General features: G+C 64.0%; 17 protein-coding genes and 3 pseudogenes. 4 read left to right on the top strand and 16 right to left on the bottom strand.

Annotated elements, in window-relative coordinates:
- Positions 1-31 precede the first annotated feature (31 nt).
- On the bottom strand, positions 32-403 hold the full coding sequence (locus AUC71_RS09910) for an alpha/beta hydrolase family protein (RefSeq protein WP_069624135.1): 372 nt from the start codon (positions 401-403) through the stop codon (positions 32-34).
- Between the two features lie 405 nt (positions 404-808).
- Here AUC71_RS09910 and AUC71_RS09905 point away from each other — a divergent pair, with 405 nt between their 5' ends.
- Positions 809-1021 (top strand): KTSC domain-containing protein, encoded by a 213-nt coding sequence (locus AUC71_RS09905; RefSeq protein WP_069624136.1) that lies wholly within the window; start codon positions 809-811, stop codon positions 1019-1021.
- Here the strand turns inward: AUC71_RS09905 and AUC71_RS09900 are convergent.
- The 9 genes and pseudogenes from AUC71_RS09900 to AUC71_RS09855 form a co-directional block, all read right to left on the bottom strand.
- Positions 1018-2412, bottom strand: coding sequence for an NAD(P)(+) transhydrogenase (Re/Si-specific) subunit beta (locus AUC71_RS09900; RefSeq protein WP_069624134.1), 1395 nt, complete (start codon positions 2410-2412; stop codon positions 1018-1020). The two genes, AUC71_RS09905 and AUC71_RS09900, sit on opposite strands and share 4 nt — an antisense overlap.
- Position 2413: 1 nt before the next feature.
- Positions 2414-2782 (bottom strand): proton-translocating transhydrogenase family protein, encoded by a 369-nt coding sequence (locus AUC71_RS09895; protein WP_425283376.1) that lies wholly within the window; start codon positions 2780-2782, stop codon positions 2414-2416.
- Between the two features lie 44 nt (positions 2783-2826).
- Positions 2827-4093 (bottom strand): annotated as a pseudogene (locus AUC71_RS17775) (Re/Si-specific NAD(P)(+) transhydrogenase subunit alpha).
- A gap of 108 nt (positions 4094-4201) precedes the next feature.
- The gene (locus tag AUC71_RS17770) at positions 4202-4345 is read right to left on the bottom strand and encodes an aa3-type cytochrome c oxidase subunit IV (protein WP_083238249.1); all 144 of its coding nucleotides are present in this window, start codon (positions 4343-4345) and stop codon (positions 4202-4204) included.
- A 123-nt stretch (positions 4346-4468) separates the two neighbouring features.
- The gene (locus AUC71_RS19490; RefSeq protein ID WP_280139305.1) at positions 4469-4900 is read right to left on the bottom strand and encodes a VOC family protein; all 432 of its coding nucleotides are present in this window, start codon (positions 4898-4900) and stop codon (positions 4469-4471) included.
- A 53-nt stretch (positions 4901-4953) separates the two neighbouring features.
- Positions 4954-5385: a VOC family protein gene (locus AUC71_RS09870; RefSeq protein ID WP_069624128.1), complete on the bottom strand. Its 432-nt coding sequence runs from the start codon at positions 5383-5385 to the stop codon at positions 4954-4956.
- A 12-nt stretch (positions 5386-5397) separates the two neighbouring features.
- The gene (locus tag AUC71_RS09865) at positions 5398-5856 is read right to left on the bottom strand and encodes a cupin domain-containing protein (protein ID WP_069624127.1); all 459 of its coding nucleotides are present in this window, start codon (positions 5854-5856) and stop codon (positions 5398-5400) included.
- Positions 5853-6323, bottom strand: a complete 471-nt coding sequence (locus tag AUC71_RS09860) for a DoxX family protein (RefSeq protein WP_069624126.1) — start codon at positions 6321-6323, stop codon at positions 5853-5855. The genes AUC71_RS09865 and AUC71_RS09860 overlap by 4 nt, the downstream gene beginning before the upstream one ends.
- A gap of 66 nt (positions 6324-6389) precedes the next feature.
- Positions 6390-7787 carry an ABC1 kinase family protein gene (locus AUC71_RS09855; protein ID WP_244500887.1) on the bottom strand — a complete coding sequence of 466 codons (1398 nt, stop codon included), beginning with the start codon at positions 7785-7787 and terminating at the stop codon, positions 6390-6392.
- Between the two features lie 98 nt (positions 7788-7885).
- Between AUC71_RS09855 and AUC71_RS09850 the strand changes: the two genes are divergently transcribed.
- Positions 7886-8794, top strand: coding sequence for an endonuclease/exonuclease/phosphatase family protein (locus AUC71_RS09850; protein ID WP_069624125.1), 909 nt, complete (start codon positions 7886-7888; stop codon positions 8792-8794).
- 170 nt (positions 8795-8964) lie between these two features.
- Here AUC71_RS09850 and AUC71_RS22345 read toward each other — a convergent pair whose 3' ends face one another.
- Positions 8965-9213, bottom strand: coding sequence for a hypothetical protein (locus AUC71_RS22345; RefSeq protein WP_069624123.1), 249 nt, complete (start codon positions 9211-9213; stop codon positions 8965-8967).
- On the opposite strand from AUC71_RS22345, the gene AUC71_RS22705 reads away from it, so the two are divergent.
- A complete protein-coding gene (locus tag AUC71_RS22705) occupies positions 9115-9360 on the top strand; it encodes a DUF411 domain-containing protein (protein ID WP_425283375.1) in 246 nt (81 codons plus the stop codon). The two genes, AUC71_RS22345 and AUC71_RS22705, sit on opposite strands and share 99 nt — an antisense overlap.
- Here the strand turns inward: AUC71_RS22705 and AUC71_RS18715 are convergent.
- The 5 genes and pseudogenes from AUC71_RS18715 to AUC71_RS09820 all read right to left on the bottom strand — a co-directional run bounded on the left by AUC71_RS18715 (position 9324) and on the right by AUC71_RS09820 (position 12410).
- Positions 9324-9506 (bottom strand): hypothetical protein, encoded by a 183-nt coding sequence (locus tag AUC71_RS18715; RefSeq protein WP_141701591.1) that lies wholly within the window; start codon positions 9504-9506, stop codon positions 9324-9326. The genes AUC71_RS22705 and AUC71_RS18715 overlap by 37 nt on opposite strands.
- A gap of 212 nt (positions 9507-9718) precedes the next feature.
- Positions 9719-9907: pseudogene (locus AUC71_RS22700) on the bottom strand (DUF6790 family protein); the annotation flags it as partial.
- A 6-nt stretch (positions 9908-9913) separates the two neighbouring features.
- The gene (locus AUC71_RS09830) at positions 9914-10303 is read right to left on the bottom strand and encodes a type II toxin-antitoxin system death-on-curing family toxin (protein ID WP_069624121.1); all 390 of its coding nucleotides are present in this window, start codon (positions 10301-10303) and stop codon (positions 9914-9916) included.
- Positions 10300-10524, bottom strand: a complete 225-nt coding sequence (locus tag AUC71_RS09825; protein ID WP_069624120.1) for an AbrB/MazE/SpoVT family DNA-binding domain-containing protein — start codon at positions 10522-10524, stop codon at positions 10300-10302. Before AUC71_RS09825 ends, AUC71_RS09830 begins: the two co-directional genes overlap by 4 nt.
- A gap of 72 nt (positions 10525-10596) precedes the next feature.
- Positions 10597-12410, bottom strand: a pseudogene (locus AUC71_RS09820) (M3 family oligoendopeptidase).
- A 353-nt stretch (positions 12411-12763) separates the two neighbouring features.
- Here AUC71_RS09820 and AUC71_RS09815 point away from each other — a divergent pair.
- On the top strand, positions 12764-13864 hold a 1101-nt coding region (locus AUC71_RS09815), incomplete at its 3' end, for a sigma-54-dependent transcriptional regulator (RefSeq protein ID WP_069624119.1).

Here is a 13864-nt window from a genome sequence, read left to right as displayed (position 1 = left end):
ACGCCGAGACCGCGCAGATAGTCGTAGGCGCTTACCGCGTCCGCGGTAACGCGCGTCTCGGTCGGACGCCGCCCGAGCCGCCATAGCGCCGGTAGTTGAGCATGAACACGCCATAGCCGTCCGCGCCGATGGCCTTGATCTTGCCCGCGCGGTCGGCGGCATTGCCGTAATTGCCCATGAAATAGAGAAGCGTCGGCTTGCCGGGTTTCGCCGGCCGGTACCAGGCGATGAGCCGCGTCCCGTCGGTCGCCTTGAACACGATCTCCTCGACATTCGCGAGACCTGCGTCTTTCGGCGCGACCCGTTTCGGATCCGGCACGTAAACGAAATAACGGTGAAGCAGTCGCGCTACGATGCAAAACAGCGCGAAGATTCCGACAAGCGACAGGAAAAGGTTCAACATGGACCCGGCAATGCCTCTCTGCTTTTTTGTTTTTAATCGGCCTCTAGATTACGTGTCCGGTATGAACGCCGGTTGAACGGCCCGTTCATTCCAGCAAAACATTCGAAGCCGACGCCTCTGCCGCAGTCTTAGAGAGCCTCGGTCGGCAAACTTAGCGGAAAAATCAACCCCAGGAAGCTTAACTCCCTGCTAAATGGCGAGGCCGTCGCGATTGTCAATAACCACAACCAGGCGACGGCCCACGCCTGAAACATCGGGGCCTGTGCGCTGTAGGAGTTGATTGGAGCCGGAGTCAGGCGATTCTCAGTCCGACTTTGGCAATTCTTCGTTCACTTTGAGATTGTTAACCACGCGGCGGACTTGCTGGCCAAGAATCAGCTAGCTTTGCCGCACGTCAAAAAGGGAATGGAGGGCGGAGTGCCCCATCTCCGTTCGAGCGCCATCTCGCGCGTCGAATACAATCCTAGCGCCCGGATATTGAGTATTTGGTTCGTCGATAGTGGTGGGCCATACGACTACCACGGAGTGCCCGCGCACATTTACGAGGGTCTGCTCTCGGCGTCCTCTGCAGGCAGCTATTTCAATGACTTTATCCGAGATCAGTACAGCGTCGGCTAAAGCGACTTGGCGATCTCTTCCGTCATCTTCTTCGCATCGCCCAGCACCATCATGGTGTTGTCGCGATAGAAGACGGGATTGTCGATGCCCGCATAACCGGTCGCGAGCGAGCGCTTGTTGAAGAGAACGGTGCCGGCTTTCCAGACCTGCAGCACGGGCATGCCGTAGATCGGCGAGGATGGATCGTCTTCCGCGGCCGGGTTCACCACGTCGTTGGCGCCGATGATGTAGACGACGTCGGTTTGCGGAAACTCTGAATTGATGTCCTCGAGCTCGAACACCTCGTCGTACGGGACGTTCGCTTCCGCCAGCAGCACGTTCATGTGGCCCGGCATGCGGCCCGCCACCGGATGAATGGCATATTTGACCTCGACGCCGGCCTCTTTCAGCCCTTCCGCCATCTCGCGCAAGGCATGCTGCGCTTGCGCGACCGCCATGCCGTAGCCCGGCACGATGATGACCCTGCTCGCATTCTTCATCAGGAAGGCGGCATCCTCGGCCGAACCGAGCTTCACCGGCTTCTGCTCGCCGCCGGCGGCCGGACCTGCCGTCTCGCCGCCGAAGCCGCCGAGAATGACGCTGATGAAGGAGCGGTTCATGCCCTTGCACATGATGTAGGACAGGATCGCGCCCGACGAGCCGACCAGAGCGCCGGTGACGATCAGCGCCGTGTTGCCGAGGGTGAAGCCGATGCCCGCGGCCGCCCATCCCGAATAGGAGTTCAGCATGGAGATGACGACCGGCATTGTCGCGCCGCCGATGGGAATGATGATCAGCACGCCGAGCAGGAGCGACAGCGCGACGATCGCCCAGAAATAGACCGGCGTCTGCTCCTGGCAGAACAGGACGACGCAGGTCACGAGCCCGATCGCGAGCGCGATGTTGATGATGTGCCGTGCCGGCAGCATGATCGGCGCACCCGACATGCGGCCCGACAGCTTGGCGAAGGCGATGACGGAGCCGGTAAAGGTGATGGCGCCGATGGCCGCGCCGAGCGACATCTCCACCAGGCTCGCCACGCGGATGACGCCGGGCGCGCCGATGCCGAAGGCCTCTGGTGCATAAAAGGCGGCGGCCGCCACCAGCACCGCGGCCATGCCGACCAGCGAATGGAACGCGGCGACCAGCTCGGGCATCGCCGTCATGGGGATGCGCCGGGCGATAACGGCGCCGATGCCGCCGCCGACGGCGATACCGCCGACGATCATGGCCCAGGAGAGGCCTGTCTCGGGGCGCGCCACCGCAAGCGTGGTGACCACCGCGATGGCCATGCCGGCCATGCCCATATAGTTGCCCTGACGCGAGGTCTCGGGCGACGAGAGCCCGCGCAGCGCCAGAATGAACAGGACGCCGGAGACGAGATAAAGCAGCGGGACGAATTCACCGGACATCTTAGCGATCCTTGCGCCGGTACATCGCCAGCATGCGTTGGGTGACGAGGAAGCCGCCGAAGATATTGACGCTGGCCAGGACCAAGGCGATCAGCCCCAAGACCTTGGCGATGACGTGTCCCGAGGACCCCACCGCGTCCGCCGCCTCGACCGCGACGGCGAGCAGCGCGCCGACCACGATCACCGACGAGATCGCGTTGGTCACCGACATCAGCGGCGTATGCAGCGCGGGCGTCACGCTCCACACCACGTAGTAGCCGACGAACACGGCAAGCACGAAGATCGAGAATTGCGAGATGAAATCGTGGCCGCCTTCGGCGCCGGCCTCGGCCGCGTGGGCCGCACCCATCCACATAGCGTCTGACAGCATGGCCAGCGCGAGCAGGACGAGGCCCGTATAAAGGGTCCGCTTCGTCATGTGGTCTTGCCTCCCTTGGGCTGGCGCGTGCTTCCAGATTTCTTCGCGGGAGCCTTCGCCCCGCCATTGGTTTTTGCCTTCGCCGGCGCAGGTTTCGTCGCCGTTCCCGCGGGCGCCGCGGGCTTTGCGCCGAGACGCTCGGCGATCGCCGCGTTGACGATGGCGCCGTCGCGGGCGATGCCCGTGCCCTTGGCCAGCTCGTCGTCCCAATCGATGGCGAGCTCTTTCGTTTCCTTGTCGATGAACGGGTCGATGAAGGCTGAAGATTGCGCGCATAGAGGCTGGAGGCGTTGACCGGCACCCGGCCGGGCAGATTGAGCAGGCCGAAAATGCGCACGCCCTTGTGCTCGGCGATCTCGCCGGGCTTGGTCAGCTCCGCGTTGCCGCCCCGCTCCGCGGCGAGATCCACGATGATGGAGCCCGGCCGCATGCTTTCGATCATCGCCTTGGAGATGAGCTTCGGCGCAGGCCGCCCGGGGATCAGCGCCGTGGTGATGACGATGTCCTGATTTTTGACGTGCTCGGCGACGAGCTCCGCCTGCTTCTTTTTGTAAGCGTCGGACATCTCCTTGGCGTAGCCGCCCGCCGTCTCCGCCTGCTTGAACTCTTCGTCCTCGACCGCGATGAACTTGGCGCCGAGCGAGGCCACCTGCTCCTTCACGGCGGGACGCACATCGGTGGCGGTGACGATGCCGCCGAGGCGGCGCGCCGTCGCGATTGCCTGAAGCCCGGCGACGCCGACGCCATGATGAAGACCCGCGCCGCCGGCACCGTGCCCGCGGGCGTCATCATCATCGGCAGCGCGCGCTCGAACGCGGCGGCCGCGTCGACCACCGCCTTGTAGCCGGCGAGGTTCGATTGGGAGGACAGCACGTCCATGCTCTGCGCGCGGGTGATGCGCGGCATGAGCTCCATGGCGAACAGTGTCACGCCGGTCTTGGCCAGCGCGTCGAGCCCTTCGGCGTCGGAGAACGGATCGAGCATGCCGACCAGCGCCGCGCCTTTCTTCATCGCCTTGGCGAGCGCGAGCGGCGGACGCCGTACCGTGAACACGACGTCGGCGCCCGAGACGGCCTCCGCGTCGGTCTTGGCGATGGCGGCGCCGGCCTCCTTGTAGTCCTCATCTGAGAAATGGGACCCGAGCCCCGCGCCGGAGCGCACGGTGACCTTGGCCCCGGCCTTGACCAGCTTCTTCGCCGTCTCGGGGGTGAGCCCGATCCGCGGCTCGTCCTTGCCTTCTGCGGGCACGCCAATCGAAATCATCGTGGCTCCGTCTGACACACTGGCCCGCTAACCGGCCAATGGCCTTCCGTGGGTTGTCTGGATTCGAGGTGAGCGAACGGGTGGTTCGCCGTGAGCGTAAAGCTCGGATTAGGTCAGGAAGTATCCCATGGCCGCCACGATCGCCACGGCGATGACAATCGTCCACAAGGACAGCTTACAGAACAATTTGTAAGTGGCCATGTGCTCGGCATAGTCCATGTCTGGATGGCCCTCTTTGGGATCGATATGCATTCAACTACCCCCGGTCGTGTCCTTGCTTGGCGGCGGCTTCGCGCGCCTCCGCGAGATAGCAAAATCCGGCGCATCCCGCAATAATTGCCGGTCCTATCAAAAAGTACCACCGGGGTCCCTCGCTCAGGCCATCAGCACGATCATATGGCCGTCCGGATCCCGGATCGCCGCGGCTTTCCCGCCATTCTTCAGGGTCACGACCCCCGGCGAGACGAAGACGACCCCGGCGGCCTGAAGCTGCCCCGCCAAGCCGTCGAGATCGTCCACGTGGTGGACCTGGCGCGCGGATGCCACATCGTTGGCGTTCACCGGCGCGGACGCGGTCCGCCCCGGCGGCGTCCGGTAGTGCAACAGCTCCACGTGCGGCGTCGGCACCCCCGCGGGCTGCAGCGGCACCACGTCCACCAGGCAGCCCGAAAGCCCGTCGAGGCGGTCCTGCTCGGGTCCGGTGTTCAAGGACCGCCGGCCCACATGAAAACCGAGCAGCCCTTGGTAGAAGGCGAGGCTGCGGTCCACGTCCATGACGGAGATCGCGGTGTGGTCGTAGCCGCGAATCCCCGCCCCGCCCTGCTGCCATCGAGGGTCGCCGACGCCTTGGGGAAAGGAAATCAGCTCCAGCGGATGCCCTTCCGGATCGCGGAACTGAAGGCGGTGACGCTGCCCGTATTGGGCGGCAGCAAGACGGGATCGCCTTTGGTGATCAAGCCCGGGCTGTACTTCTCGAGCCGCGCCCACACCGCATCGATGTCGCCGGTGACGAGGGCCACATGCTCGAACCATTGATCGTTCGACGCGCGCGCTGTCGGGTATGGCGCCCCAGGCGGATCGAACGCCACGAGCTTGATCTCATGTTGTCCGAGCTTGACGTCGACGGCACGCGCCGTGGTGCCCCTGTCGAGCCCGAGCAGCGTATTCCAGGCGGGGTCGGCAAGCGCCTGCACTGCCCCGACCTCGAGCCCCAGCGCGTCGCGATAGAACGCGGCCGTCCCCGCCAAGTCGGCCACCGTGACGCTCACTCTGATCTGTCGCGTGACCGGCATGAGAACGCTCCGCTACGTGAAGGCGCCCGGCCTGGCGCCGGACCATCGCTTGGGATCGAGTTGCACGATCATCAGCGAGCAAGGCTCATCACCGACCGTTCCGGATTTGTGGCCGATGCGCCCTTGCGCGACCTCCTTGGCGTTCTGATCGCCGCCGAAGGCGATGTCGCCGGGGCCCATCTCCACGCGGGTGCCGTCCGTGGACTCCACGAACCAGCGGCCCGAAAGCACCGCGATCCATTGCGGCTTCGGGTTCTCGTGCCAGTCGCCGTTGAAGCCGACCGGCAGGATGCTGAAGAGAAGATTGGTCTCGCCCGCGAGCAGATGGTCGTTCCATTGCGCCGCCGCCTTGCCGCCCATGCTCTGCCAGTCGAACGACGTCAGTTCGCAGCGGGTCTGATGCGTGGCGCCATCGTCGTCCGTCCACAGATGCCAATAGGGAATCTTGGGATGCTCGGGATCGGCCGTCATGGGGCTCCCATCATGGCGGCTGCCGGCGGCATCAACGCGGACACCTTCTCGATGTCGCCGCCCACGGCCTGAATGAAGCCGCTCGCATACATCACGTAGATCAAGCCGCCGACGAGACCGAAATTCTTGAAGAAGTCCCAGATATGCGGATAGCCCTCGCTCGTGGGCTTCCAGAAGCGGGGATAGGTCCAGAAATTGTGATAGACGATGCCGGTGACGGCGCAATAGCCGGCGAGAATGAACGCGGCGATGCCGTCATAAAAGCCGAACACGATCATCGGCGGCGTCAGCAGCTCCACCGCCATCGCCAGGATCAAAAGCACCGGCCCGCCCGGCAGCCAGCCCGACTTCGCCTGCTTCAAGGCGTTGTCCCAATTGATGACTTTGTCGAGAAAGCTGAACGGGAAAATCCAGACGATGAAAATCCGCGCCAGCACCGGCAACGCGTCGTTGATGAGCCAATCCATCGTCAGCCCCTCCTCTCGATAGATTCGCGAAGGTCGTTCGCGAATCCTCGGCGAAGTGAGCGGCGATCACAACCCTTGTTTGCCAGCCTCTTCCGGTAACGGTACGCCGGTTTTAACGAAGGCCTCGTGCTGGCGCCGCGTCACGTCGGCCAGGTCCGCCCCGGCGATCGCCTCGTTGAACAGGCGGTAGTAGTTGAGCTCGGCGTTGAGATGAAGGAACACGCCGCCAAGCCCGATCGCGGCGCGGTCCATGAACACGAACTCGCGCGGCACGGTCACCGGCCCCTTCTCCCGCAAGCCCTGATGCACCTTGAAGGCCTCCTGGCGGCCATAGGCGCCGGGCTTCACATATTCGGCGATGGTGCGCACCCGGTCCTCGAGCATCGGTCCGTAGATGAACTTCGCCCAGATATTGAGAATATCGATCAGCTCGTTGGAGAGCCCGGTGAAGCCCCACGTCTCGTAAGCGTGCACGACCAAGGCACGGTCATTGTTGAGCAGCCCGTGATAGAGATCGATCACGCCTTGGATGAATTTCGGCGCGAAGGTGCGCATGCAGCCATAGTCGAGCAGGTTGATGCCCGGCCGCCTCGCCGTCCTCGTCCTCGAACACCGTGTAGTTGCCGAGATGCGGGTCGCGTGGATCACCCCATACTGGCTGAACGGAAACCACCAGGCGCGGAACATGGCGCGCGCGATTTGATTGCGCTCTTCGAGCGGGCGGTCCGTGTAGTCCAGCAGCCGCCGGCCGTCGAGCCAGGTCATGGTGAGCAGCCGTTTCGTCGAGAGCTCCGGCAGCACGTCGGGCACGCGGATCATGGGGTCGTCGGCGAAGATCAGTCCGTAAAGCCCCGTGTGCTTGGCCTCGAGCGCATAGTCGAGCTCCTCGCGCAACCGCGCCGAGATCTCTTTCAGCATCTCCGAGGTCTCGATCGCGGGCCGCATGCGGCGATGAAGGGAGAAGAGCATGCCGAGCTGCGCGAGATCCGCCTCCACGGCGGACTGCATGTCCGGATATTGCAGCTTCACCGCGAGCGCGCGCCCGTCATGAGCGACCGCGCGGTGGACCTGACCGAGCGAGGCCGCCGCGGCCGCGTGCTCGAAGGTCGCGAATCTCGCCTCCCAGTCCGGCCCCAGCTCGGCCGCCATGCGCCGGCGCACGAAGGCCCAGCCCATGGGCGGCGCCTGGCTCTGAAGCTGGCCGAGTTCGGCGGCATACTCGGCCGGCAGCGCCTCGGGGATGGTGGCGAGAAGCTGCGCCACCTTCATGATCGGGCCTTTGAGCCCGCCCAGCGCGGCGGCAAGTGCCGCGGCGTCCTTATCCTTCTCGGGATCGAGGCCGAACAGGCGCCGCCCGGCGATGCGCGCGGCGACCCCGCCCACATTGGCCCCCACGCGCCCGTAGCGCTTGGCGCGGGCGCTGAACCGGTTTTTCTCGTTGTCGCCCTCGGGGGTGTCGTTCATAGGGGGATGCAGAACCCTTCATGCCTGGATAAGTCTTCCCACATATAGGAACGCCCTTCCCACGATGCCGGTCCCTCGCCAAGGTTAGTTCTCCACCGATGCTCAAAATTTTGAAGGCGGCCGTGATCGCGGGCCTCGTTCTCGGCGCCGCGCTTCTCGCGCTTGGCGTGCTCGCACGCTGGTATCCGGCCCTCGACATTATCAATAACGGCCTCCCCGTCCTTGCCGTAGGCGGGACCGCGCTGCTGGCGCTTGCCTTCGCCGTGCGAAACCGGACGCTGATCACCGCCACCGCCGCCTTCATGGCGGTCACCTTCGCTCTGCTGCTTTCGGGCCTCTCGGGCGCAGCCCCGCAAGCGCCGGACGGCGCGGCGCGGTTCCTGCGCGTGGCGACCTTCAATCTCTGGGGGCGCAACGACCATCATTTGAACCAGGTCGCGGCCTTTCTCGCCAAGACGAAAGCGGACGCGGTGGTGCTCGAAGAGGTCCGCGGACATCACAAAGACTTCCTCGAGAGCCTTGCCGGTCAGTATCCCTACCGCGTCGGCGACAACGGGCTCGCTATTCTGTCGAAGCACCCGATCGTGGCGGACGGCCTTGTCGACCGCGGCGGCCAGCCGTTCTGGATGTCGCGCATCATTCGCTGGGTGCGGCTCGACGTGAACGGCACGTCGGTCGAGCTTGCCGGCGTGCATCTGGCGCGGCCCTTCTATGCGGATTTGCAACAGGCCGACATCGTAGCTCTGACCACCTTCGCGCAGGAGAGGACTGGGCCCTTGATCGTGGCGGGCGATTTCAACATGGCGCCTTGGACGGTCAAGCTGAAGACCTTCACCAAGGCGACCGGGCTCGGCCGTTCAACACGTTCTACCCGACCTGGCCGATGCGCTGGAAAAGCGTGCCCCTTCTGCCGCTGGTGCCGATCGACAATGTCTTCACCACGAAACATTTCGCCAAGATCGACGCCCGCGTCGGCCCGAGGCTCGATTCGGATCACCGGCCTGTGATCGCAGACATCGCCCTGATCGAATAGGATCGGCAGAACGATCCCCCATGTAACGATCCCATGTGGAGAACCCTTATGATCTTGCGCAGCGTCTTTGCCTTTTGCCTCGCCCTTCTGGTGACCTCGCCCGCCTTCGCCGCGGCCGAAGCCCCTGCGATCGAAGTCTGGAAGTCACCCACATGCGGCTGCTGCGGCAAATGGGTGGAGCATCTCGAAGCGAACGGCTTCGAAGTGAAAGCCAAGAACACCTCGACCGCGATGCTCGACCGCATCAAGCGCCAGGCGGGTATCGATGAGAAGCTCGCCTCTTGCCATACCGGCCTGATCGACGGCTACGCGGTCGAGGGGCACGTCCCGGCCGCCGACATCAAGAAACTGCTGGAAGAGCGTCCGGACGCATTGGCCTCTCGGTGCCGACATGCCGATCGGCTCACCGGGCATGGAGCAGCCGGACGGCAAGACGGAACCTTACGACGTGCTGCTCGTGAAGAAGGACGGCACCACCGAAATCTTCGCCCGCCACTAACGCGTCATTCCTTGACGAACTTGTCGAGCGCTTCCCGATAGGAGCGCATGGCGCGCCGCGCCACTTCGACCTCGGCTTCGAGCGCGAGCGTGTCCGGCGAGACGGGCCGTGGACGCCGGGCCGCCACCAGCAAGAGCGCCAGCACCGCCATCGGCGCAGAAAGTCCGTGACCAGGATCGGTCCGCATTGCCCGACGTCAGATTGCCGTAGGTGACGATGTCGTGCACATGCCCGATGCCGGCGCCGATCAAGAAGCACGACGCGCGATGGCGACCGCCACGCGCGCATAGAACGTGGTGAAAGCGGCATAGAGGCTCGCGAGCCCCAGGCCGAGATTGGCGTAGCCACTTCGAACTGGAACGGGCTCGGGGTCCAGCCGATGGCGGCGGCGGCTTGCTCCGGAAAGAACACATGGCCGGCAAAGGCCCATAGGCCGAGCAGTCCGAGCGGGAAGATGAACAAATAACGCAGCAGCCGGTCGACGACGAACGCCTGGAGGATCGGACGGGGCCCGCGCAAGACGGCCACGCCCCAGAACAGGATCGCTGCCACCCAAAGAAGGACCGGCACCAGCGAAACTTGCGACATCGGGCTTCAGCTCCCTTCAGGCCAATGATCTCTAATCCAGCGCGTCAAATTCTCCTCGCTCACCTCGCCTGAAGCAACAGCGAGAATCATGGCTGTAGCCTGCGCTTGATCAGGCCTGAAGGGGACACCGTTCTTGCGAAGGAACGCCACCATGGCGATGAATGCGATCCGCTTGTTGCCATCGACGAAGGCGTGATTTTTGGCAAGGGCGAAGGCGTAAGCCGCCGCCAGTTCTGGCAACGCAGCAGACTCGTAGTGCCATTTGTTGACGGGGCGCTCCAGGGCCGATCGCAGGCCGCCCTCGTCCCTGAGCCCAGGCGCGCCGCCGAAGCGCCGAAGCTGAATGCTATGGGCTGCAATCGCCTGGTCGTATGTGAACCACTTGGGTTCGGTCACTTCGCAAGGGCCGCCAGGGTGTCGCGATACTCGTCGATGATCTCGTCGACGACCTCCATCGTCTTCTCGAAATCGGGATCATAGGGCAGCGCCTGAAAGCCGCCGCCGGCGAGCTCCGTGATGTGAAGTTCCTGACCCCGCTTCAGTCCCAGACGCTGGATAAGCTCCTTGGGCAGGATGAAGCCTTCAGAATTCCCGATTTTCTTGATCTCGATCTTCATGCGGACCTCCGTTGTACGGGCTGTATAACAAAGTTATACAAAACGTACAACGGACCGCGATGCCTCAGTGGCTTAGGCCTCAGCGGATTTCTTGCCGGAATCCTTGTCGTCCATGGCTTCCAGCTCGTCGATCAGCCCTTCGATCACCTTGAGCCCCATGGACCAGAAATGCGGCTCCGAGGCATCGAGCCCGAACGGCTTCAGAAGCTCCTTGTGATGCTTGGTGCCGCCGGCGGCCAGCATGTCGAGATAGCGCTCGGCGAAGCCTCATCCGCCTTCTCGTAGACCGCGTAGAGCGAGTTCACCAGGCAGTCGCCGAAGGCATAGGCGTAGACATAGAACGGCGCATGGATGAAGTGCGGGATGTACGCCCAGAACGTCTCGTATTCGGGCTTGAGCTCGATCGCCGGCCCCAGGCTCTCGCGCTGCACGTCCATCCAGATCTCGCCGAGCCGCTCGCTCGTCAACTCGCCCTCGCGCCGCTCGGCGTGGACCTTGCGCTCGAAACTGTAGAAGGCGATCTGCCGGACCACGGTGTTGAGCATGTCCTCCACCTTGGCCGCGAGCAAAGCTCTGCGCTCGCGCTTTGACGGCGCCTGATCGAGCAGCTTCTTGAAGGTCAGCATCTCGCCAAACACGCTCGCGGTCTCGGCCAGCGTCAGCGGCGTCGGCGCCATCAGCGGGCCCTGCTTGTTGGCGAGTACCTGATGCACGCCGTGGCCGAGCTCGTGCGCGAGCGTCATCACGTCCCGCGGCTTGCCCTGATAGTTGAGCAGAATGTAGGGATGCGCGCTCGGCACGGTGGGATGCGAAAACGCGCCTTGCTGCTTGCCTTCGCGCACCGGCGCGTCGATCCAGCCTTCGGCGAAGAAGCGCCCGGCGATGTCCGCCATGCGCGGCGAGAAATTGCCGTAAGCCGTGAGCACCGTCTCCTGCGCCTTGTCCCAGCCGATCACCTGCTTGGGCTCCTCGGGCAGCGGCGCGTTGCGGTCCCAATACATCAGCGTCTTCTTGCCGAGCCATTTCGCCTTCATGGCGTAGTAGCGGTGGGACAGGCGCGGATAGGCGTCGCGCACCGCCGCGACCAGCGCATCGACCACGTCGCGCTCGACACGGTTCGCCAAGTGCCGGCTGTCGGCCACGTCCTCGAAGCCGCGCCAGCGGTCGGAGATCTCCTTGTCCTTGGCGAGCGTGTTGGTGATCAGCGTGAACAGCCGGATATTGTCCTTGAACACCTTGCCGAGCGCCTTGGCGGCGTGCTTGCGCTTCTTCTCGTCCGCGTCGAGCAAGAGATTGAGCGTGGGCTCCAGGCTGAGCGTCTTGCCGTCCACCTCGAAGCGCAGCGACGTCATGGTCTCGTTGAACAGCCGGTCCCAGGCGCCCCGCCCGCTCACCGCCTTCTCGTGGAACAGCTGCTCCAGCCTGTCCTCGAGCTGATACGGTTTCTCCTTACGCAGATCCTCCAGCCACGGCCGGTAATGGCCGAGCGTGGAACTTGTCATCGCCTTGTCGAGCGCCGCGTCGTCGAGCCGGTTCAGCTCCAGCGGAAAGAACAGAAGCTTCGAGGAGATCGCGGTGATCTTCTCCTGGATGTCCCCGAAGAATTTCTGCCGCTTGGGATCGGCGGTGTCGGCGGCGTAGAGCAAGCTCGCATAAGACACGACGCGGCCGAGCACGTCGTTGAGGGACTCGTACTCGCGCACGGCCTGCGTTAGGGCCTCGCCTCCCGCGCCTGCGTCGAGCAGCACGGCGAGCTTGCCCGCGTAGCGCTCATGCATGGCCTCGGCGGCCCGCTCGGCCGTCTCGAGATCCTTTTTAAGCGCAGGTGATTCGGGGGAGTCATAAAGATCCCCCAAATTCCACACCGGAAGCGCCTCAGCCCCCATAGTAACGCTATGCTTTTCCTTAGATTTCGCCGCATGGCTGGTCGGGGCGAACACAGGCTCGGGGAACCGGGCAAACAGGGTGGGCAGCATCGACGGATATGTCCTCGTTAGCGGTGGCAAGACCTAGTGTGGGAACCCATAGCCCCCTTGCAAGGCCCAAAAAAGACGCTCTTTCTGGCACCGGAAATCACGGTTCGGCAAGACATTCGCCAAAATCGAACCGCGATAAAGGACATGTTTACCCTTCCACTGCACAGTTTTGGCACAGCAGGGGTCCATGACGGGCCAAGTGTTCGCCTGAAGCGGCGCCTCTGTCTCGTTAGTATTTGCGTAACCCAGTGAGTATTTGCGTCATGCCCAAGCGCGTCCTGGTCGTCGATGACGATCCTACCCAACGTCGTATTCTTGAAGAGACCATCAAGCGGTTCGGCTACCACGTCGTCACCGCCGACGGCGGCGACGCTGCCCTCGCCGCGCTGAGGGCCGATGAGGCCGGGGATATCTGCCTCATCCTTCTCGATCTGGTGATGCCCGGCACCGACGGCATGACCGTGCTGTCGTCCATGCGCTCCCTGCCCCGCAAGCCGCCCGCCATCGTGCAGACGGCCCATGGCAGCATCGATGCGGCCATCTCCGCCATGCGCGCCGGCGCCGTCGATTTCGTGGTTAAGCCGGTGAGCCCCGAGCGGCTCGAGGTCTCCATCAAGAACGCGCTCCGGATCGAGGCGCTGGCAGGCGAGATCACCCGCATGAAGGCCACCGCCTCCGGCGAGCTCGGCTTTTCCGACCTCATCGTCGGCAGCGAGACGATGAAACGGGTCATCGATCTCGGCAAGCGCGCCGCCACGTCCAACATTCCCGTGCTCATCGAGGGCGAATCGGGTGTCGGCAAGGAGCTGATCGCCCGCGCCATCCAGGGCGAAAGCGCCCGCAGGACGAAGCCCTTCGTCACCGTGAACTGCGGCGCCATCCCCGAGAATCTGGTCGAGAGCATTCTGTTCGGCCATGAGAAAGGCTCCTTCACGGGCGCCGCGGAAAGGCGTCCCGGAAAGTTCTTGGAAGCCGACGGCGGCACGCTGTTCCTCGACGAGATCGGCGAGTTGCCGCTCGACGCCCAGGTGAAGCTGCTGCGCGCGCTTCAGGAAGGCGAGATCGACTCCGTCGGCGGCAAGCAGCCGGTCAAAGTCGACTTCCGGCTCATCTCGGCCACCAACCAAAACTTGATCGCACTCGTGCAGGAAGGCCGCTTCCGCGAGGATCTCTACTACCGGCTGAACGTGTTCCCCATCTGGGTGCCGCCCTTGCGCGAGCGCTTGGAAGACGTGCCGGAGCTGGTGCGCCATTTTACGGCGCGCTTCGCCGCCGAGGAAGGCAAGCGTATCGACGGGATCGACGCCGAAGCCGCAGGCATGCTCCAGCGCTACACCTGGCCCGGCAATATCCGTCAGCTCGAG

Source organism: Methyloceanibacter marginalis (assembly GCF_001723295.1).
GTDB classification, from domain to species: Bacteria; Pseudomonadota; Alphaproteobacteria; order Rhizobiales; family Methyloligellaceae; genus Methyloceanibacter; species Methyloceanibacter marginalis.
The sequence above is the reverse complement of the archived record's forward strand: the minus strand, read 5'-3'. Positions and strand labels throughout refer to the sequence as shown.

Excerpts from the sequence above, each read along its gene's own strand:
- AUC71_RS22345 (WP_069624123.1), bottom strand. The coding sequence starts at position 9,213 with ATGTCGGCACCGAGAGGCCAATGCGTCCGGACGCTCTTCCAGCAGTTT.
- AUC71_RS18715 (WP_141701591.1), bottom strand. The coding sequence starts at position 9,506 with ATGCGGACCGATCCTGGTCACGGACTTTCTGCGCCGATGGCGGTGCTG.
- AUC71_RS09860 (WP_069624126.1), bottom strand. The coding sequence starts at position 6,323 with ATGGATTGGCTCATCAACGACGCGTTGCCGGTGCTGGCGCGGATTTTC.
- AUC71_RS09910 (WP_069624135.1), bottom strand. The coding sequence starts at position 403 with ATGTTGAACCTTTTCCTGTCGCTTGTCGGAATCTTCGCGCTGTTTTGC.
- AUC71_RS09850 (WP_069624125.1), top strand. The coding sequence starts at position 7,886 with ATGCTCAAAATTTTGAAGGCGGCCGTGATCGCGGGCCTCGTTCTCGGC.
- AUC71_RS17770 (WP_083238249.1), bottom strand. The coding sequence starts at position 4,345 with ATGCATATCGATCCCAAAGAGGGCCATCCAGACATGGACTATGCCGAG.
- AUC71_RS09825 (WP_069624120.1), bottom strand. The coding sequence starts at position 10,524 with ATGAAGATCGAGATCAAGAAAATCGGGAATTCTGAAGGCTTCATCCTG.
- AUC71_RS09905 (WP_069624136.1), top strand. The coding sequence starts at position 809 with ATGGAGGGCGGAGTGCCCCATCTCCGTTCGAGCGCCATCTCGCGCGTC.
- AUC71_RS09855 (WP_244500887.1), bottom strand. The coding sequence starts at position 7,787 with ATGAACGACACCCCCGAGGGCGACAACGAGAAAAACCGGTTCAGCGCC.
- AUC71_RS09870 (WP_069624128.1), bottom strand. The coding sequence starts at position 5,385 with ATGCCGGTCACGCGACAGATCAGAGTGAGCGTCACGGTGGCCGACTTG.
- AUC71_RS09865 (WP_069624127.1), bottom strand. The coding sequence starts at position 5,856 with ATGACGGCCGATCCCGAGCATCCCAAGATTCCCTATTGGCATCTGTGG.
- AUC71_RS09895 (WP_425283376.1), bottom strand. The coding sequence starts at position 2,782 with ATGCTGTCAGACGCTATGTGGATGGGTGCGGCCCACGCGGCCGAGGCC.
- AUC71_RS09900 (WP_069624134.1), bottom strand. The coding sequence starts at position 2,412 with ATGTCCGGTGAATTCGTCCCGCTGCTTTATCTCGTCTCCGGCGTCCTG.